This window comes from Enterobacter sp. 2VL (assembly GCF_005503595.1).
In the GTDB taxonomy this organism is placed as follows: domain Bacteria; phylum Pseudomonadota; class Gammaproteobacteria; order Enterobacterales; family Enterobacteriaceae; genus Enterobacter; species Enterobacter cancerogenus.
This window is the reverse complement of the sequence record NZ_SCNE01000006.1, coordinates 90,865-106,007: the sequence shown is the minus strand read 5'-3', so window position 1 is coordinate 106,007 and position 15,143 is coordinate 90,865. Positions and strand designations below refer to the sequence as shown.

Annotated in this window: 14 protein-coding genes; 11 read left to right on the top strand and 3 right to left on the bottom strand. The window is 56.6% G+C overall.

Going from position 1 to position 15,143, the window contains the following annotated elements; all coding sequences use genetic code 11:
* Positions 1–21: 21 nt before the first annotated feature.
* Complete coding sequence (locus FFS28_RS15340) at positions 22–1,515, bottom strand: MDR family MFS transporter (protein WP_137903391.1); 1,494 nt, start codon at positions 1,513–1,515, stop codon at positions 22–24.
* Positions 1,516–1,608: 93 nt separating this feature from the next.
* Here FFS28_RS15340 and FFS28_RS15335 point away from each other — a divergent pair, with 93 nt between their 5' ends.
* On the top strand, positions 1,609–2,256 hold the full coding sequence (locus FFS28_RS15335; protein ID WP_088208959.1) for a TetR/AcrR family transcriptional regulator: 648 nt from the start codon (positions 1,609–1,611) through the stop codon (positions 2,254–2,256).
* On the opposite strand, the gene FFS28_RS15330 is transcribed toward FFS28_RS15335, so the two are convergent.
* Positions 2,253–2,672 carry a GNAT family N-acetyltransferase gene (locus tag FFS28_RS15330; protein WP_137903390.1) on the bottom strand — a complete coding sequence of 140 codons (420 nt, stop codon included), beginning with the start codon at positions 2,670–2,672 and terminating at the stop codon, positions 2,253–2,255. The genes FFS28_RS15335 and FFS28_RS15330 overlap by 4 nt on opposite strands.
* Positions 2,673–2,854: 182 nt before the next feature.
* On the opposite strand from FFS28_RS15330, the gene FFS28_RS15325 reads away from it, so the two are divergent.
* The 5 genes from FFS28_RS15325 to FFS28_RS15305 all read left to right on the top strand — a co-directional run bounded on the left by FFS28_RS15325 (position 2,855) and on the right by FFS28_RS15305 (position 8,890).
* Positions 2,855–3,424, top strand: coding sequence for a TetR/AcrR family transcriptional regulator (locus tag FFS28_RS15325; RefSeq protein WP_088208957.1), 570 nt, complete (start codon positions 2,855–2,857; stop codon positions 3,422–3,424).
* Positions 3,425–3,570: 146 nt separating this feature from the next.
* Positions 3,571–4,692: an efflux RND transporter periplasmic adaptor subunit gene (locus FFS28_RS15320; RefSeq protein ID WP_137903389.1), complete on the top strand. Its 1,122-nt coding sequence runs from the start codon at positions 3,571–3,573 to the stop codon at positions 4,690–4,692.
* Positions 4,692–7,304 (top strand): efflux RND transporter permease subunit, encoded by a 2,613-nt coding sequence (locus FFS28_RS15315; RefSeq protein ID WP_137903388.1) that lies wholly within the window; start codon positions 4,692–4,694, stop codon positions 7,302–7,304. The genes FFS28_RS15320 and FFS28_RS15315 overlap by 1 nt, the downstream gene beginning before the upstream one ends.
* A 50-nt stretch (positions 7,305–7,354) precedes the next feature.
* Positions 7,355–8,512, top strand: coding sequence for a multidrug effflux MFS transporter (locus FFS28_RS15310; protein WP_137903387.1), 1,158 nt, complete (start codon positions 7,355–7,357; stop codon positions 8,510–8,512).
* Between the two features lie 81 nt (positions 8,513–8,593).
* The gene (locus FFS28_RS15305; protein WP_088208952.1) at positions 8,594–8,890 is read left to right on the top strand and encodes a YicS family protein; all 297 of its coding nucleotides are present in this window, start codon (positions 8,594–8,596) and stop codon (positions 8,888–8,890) included.
* Positions 8,891–8,984: 94 nt separating this feature from the next.
* Here FFS28_RS15305 and FFS28_RS15300 read toward each other — a convergent pair whose 3' ends face one another.
* Positions 8,985–9,935: a LacI family DNA-binding transcriptional regulator gene (locus tag FFS28_RS15300; protein WP_137903386.1), complete on the bottom strand. Its 951-nt coding sequence runs from the start codon at positions 9,933–9,935 to the stop codon at positions 8,985–8,987.
* Between the two features lie 291 nt (positions 9,936–10,226).
* Here FFS28_RS15300 and FFS28_RS15295 point away from each other — a divergent pair, with 291 nt between their 5' ends.
* The 5 genes from FFS28_RS15295 (at position 10,227) to FFS28_RS15275 (ending at position 15,098) form a co-directional block, all read left to right on the top strand.
* Positions 10,227–10,541, top strand: a complete 315-nt coding sequence (locus FFS28_RS15295) for a PTS sugar transporter subunit IIB (protein ID WP_042321291.1) — start codon at positions 10,227–10,229, stop codon at positions 10,539–10,541.
* 11 nt (positions 10,542–10,552) lie between these two features.
* Positions 10,553–11,878 carry a PTS sugar transporter subunit IIC gene (locus FFS28_RS15290; protein ID WP_042321287.1) on the top strand — a complete coding sequence of 442 codons (1,326 nt, stop codon included), beginning with the start codon at positions 10,553–10,555 and terminating at the stop codon, positions 11,876–11,878.
* 17 nt (positions 11,879–11,895) lie between these two features.
* A complete protein-coding gene (gmuD, locus tag FFS28_RS15285) occupies positions 11,896–13,272 on the top strand; it encodes a 6-phospho-beta-glucosidase GmuD (RefSeq protein ID WP_137903385.1) in 1,377 nt (458 codons plus the stop codon).
* A gap of 5 nt (positions 13,273–13,277) precedes the next feature.
* On the top strand, positions 13,278–13,580 hold the full coding sequence (locus tag FFS28_RS15280; protein ID WP_072208838.1) for a PTS lactose/cellobiose transporter subunit IIA: 303 nt from the start codon (positions 13,278–13,280) through the stop codon (positions 13,578–13,580).
* Positions 13,581–13,718: 138 nt separating this feature from the next.
* Entirely contained in the window at positions 13,719–15,098 is a 1,380-nt protein-coding gene (locus tag FFS28_RS15275) for a carbohydrate porin (RefSeq protein WP_137849961.1), read from the top strand.
* The last annotated feature ends 45 nt before the right edge of the window (positions 15,099–15,143 follow it).

Below are 15,143 nucleotides of genomic sequence, written 5' to 3'. Positions count from 1 at the left end.
TCGCAATAAATAACCGAACCCTTAACCTTGCGCCTGCCCGCGTCGTAGCGGTGCCTCGCGTAAAAACCACGACAGCGCAAACGCCAGCACCATAATCGCGGCCGCCAGCAGGAACACCGCGTGGATGGCGGAGCCGAAGGCATCAAGATAACCCAGCCTGAGCGCATCCGGCAGATGATGGATCGCCGTCGGGTTAAGCTCGCGCGGCATCTCTGCCCCTTCCGGCAGACGCTCTGCCAGGCCGGACTGCAGAACGTGGGTAAACACCGCGCCAAACAGCGCTACGCCTATCGCGCCGCCGATTGAGCGGAACAGCGTCACCCCGGAGGTTGCCACGCCATATTGATCCACAGAGACGCTGTTCTGCACCGCCAGCACCAGCACCTGCATGACCAGCCCAAGCCCCATACCCAGCACGCCGGTAAACAGGTACAGCTGCCAGGTCGGAGAGTGAATCGAAATGCGCGTCAGCAGGCACATCCCCACCACGCCCAGCAGCGTGCCGAGGATCGGGAACAGCCGGTATTTCCCGGTGCGGCTGATGATGCGACCGCTGATAATCGAGGTCAGCAGCAGACCGCCCATCAGCGGGATCAGCTGAAGCCCGGCCTGCGTTGGGGTGGCATCTTTCACCACCTGCAGGTAGAGCGGCAGGAAGGTAACCGAACCAAACAGCGACATCCCGATGATGAAGCCGATCAGGCTGCAGAGCAGGAAGCTGCGGTCGCGGAACAGCGACAGCGGAATAATCGGCTCCCACGCCAGACGTTCTTCATAGATAAACCCGGCGATACCCGTCAGGCCAAAGGCCAGGATGCACCACAGCTGCGGATCGCTCCACGGGCGTATCGTCCCGCCTTCGGTGGTGAACAGGATGATGCACAGCAGCGCCATGCTGAGGTAAATCGCCCCCAGATAATCAATTTCGTGCTTATTGCGCCTGACGCTGCCCTGAAAAACGGCGCCAATCACCAGCAGCGCAAACAGGCCAAGCGGCAGGTTGATGTAAAAAATCCAGCGCCATGACGCGTGCTGGACGATAAACCCGCCGATCAGCGGCCCGATGACCGTCGCCAGGCCAAACACGCCGCCAAACAGCCCCTGATAACGGCCACGTTCCGCAGGCGGGATAACGTCCGCCACGGCGGCCATGCTGATCACCATCAGCCCGCCGCCGCCCAGCCCCTGCAGGGCACGCATCAGCACCAGCTGGGTCATGTTTTGCGCCAGCCCGCAGAGTACGGACCCCGCAAGGAACAGCACGATCGCGATTTGCAGCACGATTTTACGGCCAAACAGATCGCCAAATTTCCCGTATAACGGGACCACGATGGTGGAGCTCAGAATATAGGCCGTTACCACCCAGGAGAGCTTATCCAGCCCGCCCAGTTCGCCAACGATGGTCGGCAGCGCTGTGGAAACGATGGTCTGATCCAGCGCGGAAAGCAGCATCACCAGCAGCAGCGCGCTGAACAGCAGCTTTATCGACGGCGCGTTTTGCGCAGGTTGAGTCATTACGTCGGACTCCCAAAGAGATCGCTTGAAATTAATTAATGAGATAATTAATATTCATGTAAGTGATGAATAAGATCAAGAGATCCTCAGACCATGCCAGCACAAAAGGACAATTCCGAACCGCGCCGCCCCGGTCGTCCGCGCGGCGGCAAACGCGCAGCGGCCAGCCGCGAACAGCTGCTGGATATCGCCCTGAACCTGTTTTCCCGTCAGGGGATTGCCAACACCTCGCTCAATGCGATTGCGAAAGACGCCGGCGTCACACCCGCGATGCTGCACTACTACTTCAACTCCAGGGAGCAGTTACTGGATGCGATGATAGAGGAGCGTTTCCTGCCGTTACGCAGCAGGATCGGCGCGCTGTTCGTCGAAAACGCAGACTCACCGGTCAACGCCCTCACGGAGATGGTCAAGGTTCTCGCCGAACTGGCGGAACAGCATCGCTGGTTTGCGCCACTGTGGATGCAGGAGGTCATTGGCGAAATGCCGGTACTGCGCACCCATCTGCAGGCGCGGTTTGGCGACGAGCATTATCAGGCGACGCTCGCCACCGTTAAACGCTGGCAGGCGGAAGGGAAACTGAATCGGGCGCTGGCCCCTGAACTGCTGTTCACCACGCTGCTCAGCCTGGTGCTGGTGCCCTTCTCCAGAATGCGCAACGACGAGAGGCTAAGCGACCTCTCGCCGGAGAGTATTGTGCGCCATGCGCTGGCCGTGATGGGCAGCGGGATTGGCGGTTAAAGGGTTTTCGTCAGATAGTGTCTCTGCATTCCCGGATAAGGATAATCCTGCAAAGACAGTTGCAGCTGATAACCCTGTTTTTCATAAAACGGGCGCGCCTGGAAACTGACCGTATCCACCAGCGCGTGGGGGCAGCCTTTGCGTCGGGCTTCGTCCTCTGCCGTTTTGATAAGCTGGCTGCCGACGCCCGAGCCCCGCACGGCGTCGCTGACCCACAGGTATTCAATGTTCAGCCAGTCGCCTTTGCGCACGCCAATTAAGCCGCCCAGCATCACGCCTTTGTCGTCTCGCACATAAACGCCAATATCGCCGCTAAAGGTCGAGAGATCTAAAAATTGCCCGTTATAGGTACGAAGCCCTGTTAATAATTCTTCTTTTTCTTCGGCCGTGACGTTATCTCTAATGCTCAGATGCATAGTTTCTCCTTATTTTCCGCGCCGTCTGAATATCTCACAGCTTAACCTTCATAAAAACTCCTTATTTTCTACATTGTTTATTCCAGGAAATATTCATTCAATATGTAAATAAAAAAAGTCTTCCCAGAAGCCTTCAAAATCGTATAATGAGAACGATCATTCTCACTTTTAGGTAGCCGACGATGAGTACAAAGCTGGAAGAACGACAAAAACTGCGTCAGGACGAGATCATCACCGCCGCGCGCAGATGCTTTCGCGCCAGCGGATTTCATGCTGCCAGCATGTCGCAGATCGCCAGCGAGGCGAAGCTCAGCGTCGGGCAAATTTACCGCTATTTCAGTAACAAAGACGCGATTATTGAAGAGATGATCCGTCGCATCATCGATTCACGAATCGCGGAGATGCAGGGCAAAACGCTGGTTGAAGGGATGCCGCAGGCGCTTGCCTGGCGGCAGACGCTTAACGAAGACGATGACGCGTTGATGCTCGAAATGTCGGCAGAGGCCACGCGCAATCCGCTGGTGGCAAACATGATGATCGAAGCCGAAGCCCGCATGTTTGCTAACGCCTGTGAGCATCTGAAAAAGCAATTCCCCCACCTGAGCGATGAGCATATTCGCTGCTGCGTGGAGATTACCGCCGTGATGATCGAAGGAACAATTTATCGTCGACTCACACCCTTAAAAGTACCGTCAGAAGATTTAGAGACCCTTTATCAAAATATTTTAAATATGCTTTTCTCTGCGAAATAGTCGCATGTGAATAATTAGCGGGAACAGGTAATTCCCCATTTTACATTTCTGGCACTGCCAGAGATGCGGTATCGCTGTGCTCTAAATAACCCTCCTCCCTGTTAAGCGATTTACAGGGCAGGCTTCGTTCACCCTGGAAAAAGATTATGAAAACCATAACAACCTCCATCGCGGCATTACTCCTCCTGACAGGGTGTGATAATGCGCAAACATCTGCTCCCCAGCATCCTCTTCCGGAAGTGGGAATTGTGACACTCATGAGCCAGCCGGTCTCCGTCGTCAGCGAGCTGACTGGCCGCACCACCGCCGCGATGAGCGCCGAAGTGCGCCCGCAGGTGGGCGGCATTATTCAAAAACGACTCTTCACCGAAGGTGACACGGTAAAGGCCGGGCAGGGGCTGTATCAGATCGATCCTTCCAGCTACCGCGCGGCTTATGATGAAGCAGCCGCCGCGCTGAAGCAGGCGCAAGCCCTGGTGCAGGCCGACTGTCAGAAAGCCCAACGCTATGCGCAACTGGTAAAAGACGATGGTGTGTCGCGTCAGGATGCGGAAGACGCGAAAGCGACCTGCGCGCAGGACAAAGCGAGCGTCGAGTCAAAAAAGGCCGCGCAGGAGAGCGCCCGCATCAACCTTAACTGGACCACCATCACCGCGCCGATTGCCGGACGCATCGGTATCTCTTCTGTCACCCCCGGCGCACTGGTGACTGCCCAGCAGGATACTGCGCTGGCCACCATTCGCGGGCTGGATAGCATGTACGTTGATTTGACCCGCTCCAGTGCCGATCTGCTGCGATTGCGTAAGCAAACCCTCACCACCAATCGCGATACGCTGAGCGTGTCGTTGATTCTTGAAGATGGCAGCACCTACAGCGAAAAAGGTCGTCTTGCGTTGACCGAAGTGGCAGTGGATGAATCTACCGGCTCAGTCACCCTGCGCGCCGTCTTCCCGAACCCGCAGCATCAGCTTCTGCCGGGGATGTTTGTCCGCGCCAGAGTGGATGAAGGCATCATGAGCGACGCGATCCTCGCGCCACAGCAGGGCGTCACCCGCGACGCCAAAGGCACCGCCACCGCGCTGGTGGTGAACGCAAGCAACAAGGTTGAACAGCGTCAACTGGAAACCGGTGACACCTATGGCGATAAATGGCTGGTACTGAGCGGTCTGAAAGCTGGCGACAAGCTGATTGTGGAAGGCACAGACAAAGTCACCGCCGGTCAGGAAGTGAAAGCCGAAGAGATGAAAGCCACCGGAGGAAACGCCTGATGTTTTCCCGTTTCTTCGTGCGTCGCCCGGTTTTTGCCTGGGTTATCGCCATTCTCATCATGCTCGCCGGGATGCTCGCCATCCGTACGCTGCCGGTGGCACAGTATCCGGACGTGGCCCCGCCGTCGATTAAAATATCCGCTACCTATACCGGTGCGTCTGCGCAAACGCTGGAAAACAGCGTGACGCAGGTGATAGAGCAACAGCTGACCGGGCTGGATAACCTGCTCTACTTCACCTCCACCAGCAGCTCGGACGGGTCGGTAAGCATTAATGTCACTTTCGAGCAGGGAACCGATCCTGACACCGCTCAGGTGCAGGTGCAGAACAAAGTCCAGCAGGCGGAATCGCGCCTGCCGACCGAGGTACAGCAGTCCGGGATCACCGTTGAAAAATCCCAGAGCAACTTCCTGCTGATCATGGGCGTATACGACAAAACCGACGCCGCCAGCAGCTCGGATATCGCCGACTGGCTGGTGAGTAATATGCAGGATCCGCTGGCGCGCGTGGACGGCGTCGGTAGCCTGCAGGTGTTCGGTGCCGAATACGCGATGCGCATCTGGCTCGACCCGGCGAAACTGGCGTCGTACTCGCTGATGCCGTCCGACGTGCAGAGCGCGATTGAAGCCCAGAACGTACAGGTCTCCGCCGGTAAAATTGGTGCGCTGCCTTCGTCGAACGCCCAGCAGCTGACCGCCACCGTTCGTGCCCAGTCGCGTCTGCAGACGGTCGATCAGTTTAAAAAGATCATCGTGAAGAGTCAGTCTAACGGTGCGGTGGTGCACATTAGCGACGTCGCCCGCGTGGAGATGGGTAGCGAAGATTACACCGCCACCGCGAAGCTAAACGGCCATCCGGCTGCGGGTATGGCGGTCATGCTCTCGCCGGGCGCGAACGCGCTGAACACCGCCACGGCGGTGAAAGATAAAATCGCAGAGTTCAAAAAGTCGATGCCGGAAGGCTATGACGTGGCCTACCCGAAAGACAGCACTGAGTTCATTAAGATCTCCGTTGAGGACGTTATTCAGACCCTGTTTGAAGCCATTATCCTCGTGGTAGTCGTGATGTATCTCTTCCTGCAGAACATCCGCGCCACGTTGATCCCGGCGCTGGCAGTGCCGGTCGTTCTGCTGGGCACCTTCGGCGTGCTGGCGCTGTTCGGTTACTCCATCAACACCCTGACGCTGTTTGCTATGGTGCTGGCCATCGGTCTGCTGGTGGATGACGCCATCGTGGTGGTAGAAAACGTCGAACGTATTATGCGCGACGAAGGGCTGCCCGCCCGGGAAGCCACCGAAAAATCGATGGGCGAAATCTCCGGCGCGTTAATCGCGATTGCGCTGGTGCTCTCTGCGGTATTTCTGCCGATGGCCTTCTTCGGCGGCTCCACCGGCGTAATTTACCGTCAGTTCTCGGTCACCATCATTTCGGCGATGTTCCTCTCCGTGGTAGTGGCATTGACGTTGACCCCGGCACTCTGCGGCTCGATTCTGAGCCACGCCTCTGCGCATAAAAAAGGCTTCTTCGGCGCGTTCAACCGCTTCTACAGCAAAACCGAACACGGCTATCAAAATAAGGTCCTGCGCGCCCTGCGCCGCTCCGGCAGCATGCTGGCCGTTTACGCTCTGCTCTGCGGCGCGATGGGGTTCGCCATGCTGAAACTGCCTGGCAGCTTCCTGCCGACCGAAGATCAGGGTGAAATCATGGTGCAGTACACCTTGCCTGCAGGCGCAACCGCGGTGCGTACCGCCGAGATCAGCCGCCAGGTACGAGAGTGGTTCCTCACCAAAGAAAAAGCCAATACCGATGTGATTTTTACGATTGAAGGCTTCAGCTTTAGCGGTAGCGGCCAGAATGCCGGCATGGCGTTCGTCTCACTGAAAAACTGGTCAGAGCGTAAAGGCGATGAGAATACCGCTCAGGCCATAGCCCTGCGCGCCACGCAGGAGCTGAGCACCATCCGCGATGCGACCATCTTTGCCATGACGCCCCCGGCGGTTGACGGCCTCGGCCAGAGCAACGGCTTTACCTTTGAGCTGATGGCCAGCGGCGGCACCGACCGCGACGCGCTGTTGAAACTGCGTAACCAGCTGATTGGTCAAGCCAATCAGGACAACTCACTGCACGCCGTGCGCGCCAACTTCTTCCCGACCATTTCACTGACGGCCAGCGCGGGCGTCGGCAGCGACTCACTTTCATCTCTGTTCAACCATGGGATGAAAGTCTGGTCGTTCGCGCCGTCGATCACCCTGCCGCTGTTCAGCGGTGGCAACAATATGGCGCAGCTGCGTTACGCACAAGCGGAGAAAAAAGGGTTAATTGCCACCTACGAGAAAACCATCCAGAGCGCGTTTAAGGACGTTGCCGATGCACTGGCGCGTCGTGAAACGCTGAGCGAGCAGCTTGATGCCCAGCGTGAATACGTGGCGGCGGAGCAAAAAACGCTGGATGTCGCCACGCGCAGCTATCAGGCGGGCGCGGGAGATTATCTGACGGTACTCACCGCGCAGCGCTCGCTGTGGTCTGCACAATCGTCGCTGATCGCCCTACAGCAAACCGACCTGGAAAACCGTATCACGCTCTGGCAGTCGCTCGGTGGCGGACTTCATTAACACCTTTGCCGGGCGGCGCGATGCTTGCCCGGTCTATGGGACAGATACTGATGACAAAACTCTCTTTCTCTTTTGCGGCCATACTGGGCCTGCTAACGGCAATCGGGCCCCTGTGTTCTGATTTTTATCTTCCGGCACTGCCGGAGATCGCCACCCGGCTCGACACGTCCACAACGCTGACGCAGCTTTCGCTGACCTCGGCACTGATCGGCCTGGGGGTCGGGCAGCTCTTTTTCGGCCCGCTAAGCGATCGTATCGGACGTAAAACGCCGCTGCTGTTATCACTTCTGCTGTTTGTGCTGGCTTCAGTACTTTGCGCGATCGCACAGAATATTTATGCCCTGATCGGCTGGCGCTTTGTGCAGGGCGTTGCGGGGGCGGGTGGCTCTGTTCTCGCGCGATCCATCGCCCGGGATAAGTATCACGGCACGATGCTAACGCAGTTTTTTGCCTTGCTGATGACGGTTAACGGCATCGCGCCCGTCGTGTCCCCGGTGCTCGGGGGCTTTATCGCGTCGCATTTCGACTGGCGGATGCTGTTCTGGGTGATGGCCGGGGCAGGTCTGGCGCTGCTGATTGCCAGCCAGTGGTTTATCCCTGAGACCCTCACCGATAAACAGAGCGGGGGATCGCTGGCGCGAACCACCAGAACGGTACTTAAAAATCGTCGATTCATACGCTACTGCCTGATTCAGGCGTTCATGTTAGCAGGGCTGTTCTCCTACATCGGGGCATCCTCATTTGTGATGCAAAGCGAATATGGCCTGAGCGCAATGCAGTTCAGCCTGCTGTTCGGCGTCAACGGTATCGGTCTTATCGTCTCGGCGCTGGTGTTTTCCCGTCTTGCACGGCGGCATCCGGCGGAAGGATTGATGCAAATGGGCCTGGTTATGGCCGTGTCCTGCGCGGGGCTGACGTTGCTCTTTGCCTGGATGCAGCTTTCCGTACCAGCACTGATCGCACTCTTTTTCACCGTCGCCTTTAACAGTGGAATCAGCACCATTGCGGGTTCAGAAGCGATGAGCGCAGTCGATGCGAAAGAGTCCGGTACAGCATCGGCCATTCTGGGCATGCTGATGTTTTTATTTGGGGGGATCGCAACACCCCTCGCCGGTATCGGCGGGGAAACGATGCTGAAAATGAGTCTCGCGGTGACGGTGAGCTATGGCATTGCATTGGTCATCGGTACTCGCTCGCAGAATGCATAAATTCATACTTTCGACTTGAATCGCTTTGGTGAATGTAACTATATATTTCAGAGAAAGCCTGTGACGTGACCGGAGGGATTGATGAAAGCTACACACCTGGTTTGCCTGCTCATCTGCATGCTGTTTGCCGCCTTCGTCCACGCGCAGGAGAAGGACAATCCGGCGAAAGAGGCCCAGATCAAACAGCAGGTGATGAAAGACATTAAGAAAACCTGCACGCCGCAGAAGAAGCAGAGCGACAAGGCTTGGCAGGCGATGATTTTATCGTCTGAGGCCAATCAGCTGCTGATCAAAAATGCCGTCACCGCCATGAAACGCGACAACCTCGACGGCTACTGGGACGCGGTGAGTCAGGTGGATTGTATGGAGGATTATTAAGGATACAGCCCGTGCTTATTGCCGGGTGGCGCTGCGCTTACCCGGCCTACAAAACCGTGTAAGCGCCGCCGGGCAAAACGCACCCTGCGCCTTCTCAGCGCTTACGTCTGTCCGGAATAATCAAATCCCCACGCAGCACGTACGACCCCAGCATCTGCGTTTTCTCATTCAGCCAGCTCACGATGCGCGCCGCCATGGCGTCCATGGAATATTCAATCGCCGGGATCACCGGAATGCCCGGCAGCTGCAGCGAACCGGCCAGGCTAAAGACCATGATGTCGTCCGGAACGGATTTATTAAACGCCTGCAGTTGCGGGATCACCCGCTGGGCTTCTTGTTCATCCACCACCAGCAGCGCGTTGAAGTTCAGCGTGCTCGCATTGTTGAGTAACTCCTGCAGCGCAACGGAGGACGAGGTCGCGTCCATAAAGACAAGGTTGCGGTTAAAGGGCAGGAAGTTTTTCTCCAGCGCGTGCTTGTAGCCGAGCAGCACCTGATCGCCAAAACCGCTACCGTGCGGGTGGATCAGGGCAATCTGGCGTCGTCCCTGGCTGGTGAGAAAGTTGCAGGCCGTTTCGGCGGCAAAGGCGTGATCGAACTGAATGCTGTTGGCGTTATCGGCTTCCATGCAGTCAACCAGGATGACGTTATCCATTTCGATATCCAGCGGGAAACGCGCGCCAATCACCAGAATGTCATCGCATAACCCACAGGAGAGCTCTTCCAGGGCGTGCATGACTTCCGCTTTGGTGTGCGCAAAGCGCAGCAGCAGATGCTTTTGATGCTGGCTGAGGTGTTTTTCCAGCGCGTAGAGATAACCCGTGGTCTGGTTGATGTTCTCCTGGGCGCAAATCACGCCGATACAGCCCGTTGACTGGCTCAGCAGCGACTGGGCAATCACGTTGGGACGATAGTTCAGCTCATCCACCGCTTTTAAAACGGCCTGGCGGCTGGCCTCTTTCACGCCACGCGATCCGCTCAACACCCGTGATACCGTGGCTTTGGACACCCCGGCCAGACGCGATACATCGTTGATTGTAGACATCTCTCTCCCCTGGCAGGCCTGGCGCACCTGCAAATTCCATTTCCGCTACGGCTCACATTATAGCCAGTACGGAGTATATCCGTTTCCGTTTTTCATGGAAACCGATTTTCCGTTTCCACTCAATTTGATGTAAAACTCGCCAAATTATGTGACACCGATCGTGATAATTAGCCCCATAAGCAACGCTTCTTGATAGCTGTCACACTTCTGTCTTTTATAAATGGAAACCGGTTTCCGTATGATGTCCAATCATCCTCGCAATAACTTTTTACATTTAGAGGAAGGATGTCGATGTTCAAGATTATGCTGTGTTGTTCAGCCGGGATGTCCACCAGCCTGCTGGTCAGCAAAATGGTCGAAGAAGCGAATGCGCGTGGGCTGCCGGTCAAGATTGATGCCTATGGCGTGTCCGAATTTGACACGCAGTTTCCGCATTACCAGGTGGTGCTTCTCGGACCGCAGGTGAAATACATGTTAAAGACACTCTCAGACAAGGCGGCGACGCAAGGCATTCCGGTACAGGCCATCGAGATGATGGACTACGGCATGCAGCGTGGCGATAAAGTACTGGACTATGCTCTGTCGCTCATTGAAGCGGCACACTAAAAGGTGTTCACATGAGTTCGTTATATCAATCCATGGTCGCGGTGATTGAGCAATCGATTACCCCGCTGGCCGCAAAGCTCGGTCAGCAGAAGTATGTGATTGCCATTCGCGACGGCTTTACCGCCGCGCTGCCGTTTATGATCATCGGCTCGTTCATGCTGGTGTTCATCTTCCCGCCATTCTCGGCGGATACCACCAACAGTTTCGCCCGCGGCTGGCTGGATTTCTCCCAGACCTACCGTGAACAGCTGATGCTGCCGTTTAACCTCAGCATGGGCGTGATGACCTTCTTCATTTCGGTGGGGATTGGCGCGAGCCTCGGACGTCAGTTTAACCTCGACCCGGTGATGTCCGGCCTGCTGGCGTTTATGGCGTTCCTGCTGGTTGCCGCGCCCTATGCCGACGGTAAGATCTCGACCCAGTATCTGTCGGGCCAGGGCATCTTTACCGCGCTGATCACCGCCATTTACTCCACCCGCGTGTATGCGTGGCTTAAGCAAAACAACGTGACCATCCGCCTGCCAAAAGAAGTGCCGACCGGCGTGGCGCGCTCGTTTGAAATCCTGATCCCGGTGATGGTGGTGATTGGCACCCTGCATCCGCTGAACCTGTTTATCGAAGCGCAAACCGGGATGATCATCCCACAGGCGATCATGCACCTGCTGGAGCCGCTGGTGTCGGCGTCGGATTCCCTGCCCGCCATTCTGCTCTCCGTGCTGCTGTGCCAGATCTTCTGGTTTGCTGGCATTCACGGCTCGCTGATTGTCACCGGCATCATGAACCCGTTCTGGATGGCGAACCTGTCGGCAAACCAGGCCGCACTGGCTGCCGGTGCCGCTCTGCCGCACGTTTATCTGCAGGGCTTCTGGGACCACTACCTGCTGATTGGTGGCGTCGGTTCTACCCTGCCGCTGGCGTTCCTGCTGCTGCGCAGCCGCGTCACACACCTGCGTACTATCGGCAAAATGGGCGTGGTGCCCAGCTTCTTTAACATCAACGAACCGATTCTGTTCGGCGCGCCGATTATCATGAACCCGATGCTGTTTATCCCGTTCGTGTTTGTGCCGCTGATCAACGCCTGTCTGGCCTACGGTGCCACTAAGCTCGGCTGGCTGGCGCAGGTGGTGTCGTTAACCCCATGGACCACTCCCGCACCGATTGGTGCCTCGTGGGCGGCGAACTGGGCATTAAGCCCGGTGGTGATGTGCGTGGTCTGTATGGTGATGTCCGCGCTGATGTACCTGCCGTTCCTGCGTGCCTATGAGCGTACGCTGATGAAAAACGAAGAGCAGAAAGCCCAGGCCACCGTCGGCGTCGCTGAAACCGCAAGTCATTGAGTCAAAGAGGACGCGTCATGAAATACACATTTCCCGATCGCTTCTGGTGGGGCAGCGCAAGCTCCGCTCTCCAGACCGAAGGGACACGAGAGGGGGAAACCACGTGGGACTACTGGTTTGCCCGCGAGCCGAACCGTTTTCATAACGGCGTGGGGCCGCAGCAGACCTCCACGTTTTATCAGCACTGGAAAACGGACATTCAACTGTTAAAGCAGCTGAACCACAACAGCTTTCGCACCTCGATAAGCTGGGCGCGCCTGATCCCCGACGGTATCGGTGAAGTGAACCCGCAGGCGGTCGACTTTTATAATCAGGTCATTGATGAGCTGATTGAACAGGGCATCACGCCGTTTATTACCCTGTTCCATTTCGACATGCCGATGGCGATGCAGGAGATCGGCGGTTGGGAAAACCGCGACGTGGTGGACGCTTACGCCCGCTACGCGCAGATCTGCTTTGCGCTGTTCGGCGACCGCGTGCTGCACTGGTTTACCTTCAACGAGCCGATTGTGCCGGTGGAGGGCGGTTATCTGTACGACTTCCACTATCCGAACGTGGTGGATTTTCGTCGTGCGGCTACCGTGGCGTATCACACCGTGCTGGCCCACGCGAAAGCGGTTCAGGCTTACCGCGCCGGGCGTTACGCCGGGGAAATTGGCATCGTGCTCAACCTGACGCCCTCCTACCCGCGTTCGCAGAACCCGGCGGATGTGAAGGCGGCGCACATTGCGGATCTGATGTTTAACCGCAGCTTCCTCGACCCGGTGCTTCGCGGCGTCTATCCGGCAGACCTGGTGGCGCTGTTGAAAGCGTACGACCAGCTCCCCGCCTGCAAGCCGGAGGACCGCGCCCTGATTGCGGAAGGGAAAATCGACCTGCTCGGCGTGAACTACTACCAGCCGCGGCGCGTGAAGTGTCGCGACAGCGCGGTAAACCCGCAGGCGCCGTTTATGCCGGAGTGGTTCTTTGACAATTACGAGATGCCGGGCCGCAAGATGAACCCATACCGCGGCTGGGAAATCTACGAGCCGGGTATTTACGATATTCTGGTTAACCTGCGCGACAACTACGATAACCCTCGCTGCTTTATTTCTGAAAACGGTATGGGCGTCGAAAATGAACAGCGCTTTATTGAAAATGGCCAGATTAACGATCAATACCGCATCGATTTTATTTCTGAGCACTTAGCGTGGCTGCATAAAGGTATTAACGAAGGATGCAATTGCCTTGGCTACCATATGTGGACCTTTATTGATAACTGGTCCTGGTGTAATGCCTATAAAAATCGTTACGGATTTATTCAGCTCGACTTAGAGACGCAGCAGCGCACCCTCAAAAAAAGCGGCGAGTGGTTTGCCACCACTGCCTTAAATAACAGTTTTGATAAAGAGTAATTATGATGATCGTATTAGAAGATGCCGTAATGGAAATTATCGTCAACGCCGGTCAGTCCCGCAGTTTGTGCTTTGAAGCGCTGCACGCGGCGCGCCAGGGCAACCTTGACGAAGCCAAAAGCCTGCTGCGCGAGGCCGATGGCTATGCTCGCCAGGCACACAAAATGCAGACCAAACTGATCGAGCAGGATGCGGGAGAAGCCCGCCAGCCGATGACCTTAATTATGGTGCACGCCCAGGACCATTTAATGAATTCCCTGCTGGCGCGTGAATTATCGGAAGAAATTATTCATTTATATCAGAGATAATCTATGGCGAAATAACGTTAGCGTAATACCTCTGTACCTAAAATAGAGATCCACTTGTTCTGATGATAGCGACATACTCTGTCAGATCGGAGCGGGATGGTTATTGTCTGAATAAAATTAAACTATATTGAGATAACCATGAATACGATTAAAAAACTTCCATTAACAATGGCGGTTATCGCCGCGCTTTGCCCCATTTCCGTACTCGCGCAAGAATTTACGCAGGAGCAAATCGACGCCATTGTGGCCAAAGCGGTGGATAAAGCCCTGGCAGAACGTCAGGCCAAAATGGATGCCGCCGTTGCCAAAAAAGCGGACGTGGTGACCGAGCCGCAAAGCGCGGCGCAATCCCCGGATATGGCGATCCCGTTCGGGGTGAAATTTACCGGCTACGCCCGCTATGGCGCGCACTTCCAGGCCGCCGATCAGAAATACGTGGCGGTAGACGGTTCCTACAACGGCGCGTCCGCGATTGGTCGTCTGGGAAACGAAGGCAACGGCGGTGAATTCCAGCTTTCCAAAGCCTTCAAAGGTGACAACGGTGCCATCTGGGACATCAACGTGATGATCGACCACTGGGGCGATGAGGTTAACCTGAAAAAAGCCTACGCCGGTGTGACCAACATTATGGCATCGAACCCGAACGCCTATTTCTGGGCGGGGCGCGACTTCCACCAGCGTCCGCAGCAGGGCATCAACGATTACTTCTGGATGAACCACGACGGCCAGGGTGCCGGGGTGAAGAACTTCGACATCGGCGGCGTGCAGTTTGACGTGGCGGCCGTGGCGGCGGTGGAATCCTGTAGCCCGGAAGTGATGGAAGACGAAGCGAACCCGTCCCGCATCACCTGTACCGGCGGCTCCGGCACGGGCGACAAAGGCAACTACGCGGCAACCTCTAAAATCCACGGCATGAAGCTCGGCCCGATCGACCTGGAGCTGTACGCCAACTACGGCTTTGACTCGAAGGCCATTGAAAGCGACGAGCGTCTGAACGCCTGGCAGGGCGGCGTGGTGATGAGCCACACCAACGACAGCGGCGTGAACAAGGTGATCGCCCGCTACTCGGATAACTCGGACAACAGCGTCTTCAACAAAACCGAGGATCTGACCACGGTCTACGCCAGCTTCGAGGGGCTGTACAAATTCACCCAAGCCACGCAGGTGGAATACATCCTCGCCTTCCACGATTACGACAACAGTCGTAATGACACCGACAACCGCAAGAACTACAACGCCATCGTCCGCCCGATGCACTGGTGGAACGACGTCCACTCGACCTGGCTGGAAGCGGGCTGGCAGCACGTTGATTACGACAACGGCGGCGATAACAAGGGCTGGAAGCTGACCCTGTCGCAGAACATGTCTATCGCCATGGGGCCGGAGTTCCGTCCGATGCTGCGTTTCTACGTTACCGGCGGCAAAGTGGATAACGAACGCACCGCCCGCGTGAACAATACCAAAGACGAAACGCTCGACGATTTCAACGTCGGCGCGATGTGGGAGGCATGGTTCTAATACGGCGCCGTTAGTTTCGCCCGGCGGCGCTGCGCTTGCACGGGC